At 37.9% G+C, this 1,248-nt stretch carries 1 protein-coding gene; it reads left to right on the plus strand.

Features of this window, described 5'->3' with window-relative positions; translation table 11 throughout:
- On the plus strand, positions 1-1,248 hold a 1,248-nt coding region (locus EKL98_RS16355), incomplete at both ends, for a DEAD/DEAH box helicase (protein WP_126563183.1).

Raw genomic sequence — 1,248 nt, forward strand, 5'->3', positions numbered from 1 at the left:
CGATTGTAGAATTAAGTTCGAAAGCGATTTATAGAACCAAAAGGGCATTCGATTTTCATATAAAACCGCAGCCATCTTTCAACAAACAATTCGATTTGTTGTTGAATAATTTGAATGACAATCATTTTAATGGGTACAAAAATTATTTGTTTTGTTCGAATGATGCGCAGGCTAAACGTTTTCAAGATATTTTTGAAACACTTGATGAAGAAAACGCTGAGAATATTCGGAAGCAATACAACACGATTGTTCTGCCCATTTATCAAGGGTTTATAGACGAAGAAAATCAATTGGCTTGTTATACCGATCACCAAATTTTTGAGCGTTATCATAAATTCAGCATCAAAAGCAACATTTCGAAGAAGCAAAATATTACTTTAAAAGAGCTGACAACTTTGACGGTTGGCGATTATGTAACCCATATCGATCACGGAATTGGACGATTTGGAGGTTTGCAAAAAATTCAGGTCGAAGGCAAAACCCAGGAAGCCATAAAACTTGTTTATGCTGATAATGATATTGTGTATGTGAGCATTCATTCACTTTATAAGATTTCGAAATACACCGGAAAAGATGGAACGCCACCCAAAATTTATAAACTGGGTTCGAATGCTTGGAAGATTCTAAAACAGAAAACCAAGGCTCGTGTCAAACATATTGCGTTCAATTTGATTCAATTGTACGCCAAAAGAAAATTAGAAAAAGGATTCCGTTTTGCGCCCGACAGTTATTTACAAAACGAATTAGAAAGTTCCTTTATTTACGAAGACACGCCAGACCAAACCAAATCTACTGCCGAAGTCAAAGCCGATATGGAAAGCGACCGACCGATGGATCGCCTGGTTTGTGGGGACGTGGGCTTCGGGAAAACCGAAGTTGCGATTCGTGCCGCTTTCAAAGCCGTGGATAATAGTAAACAAGTCGCGATTTTAGTTCCTACGACGATTTTGGCATACCAACATTACCGCACTTTTACCGAAAGATTGAAAGATATGCCGGTTTCTGTTGGTTACTTGAATCGTTTTAGAACTGCCAAACAAAAAGCCGAAACACTCAAACAATTGGCCGAAGGAAAATTGGATATTGTGATTGGAACACATCAATTGGTCAATAAAAATGTGGTTTTCAAAGACCTTGGATTGTTGATTGTCGACGAGGAACAAAAATTTGGCGTCAACGTAAAAGACAAACTTAAAACCATTGCTGCCAATGTCGATACTTTAACCTTAACGGCAACGCCAATTCCAA

Source organism: Flavobacterium bomense, from assembly GCF_003970355.1.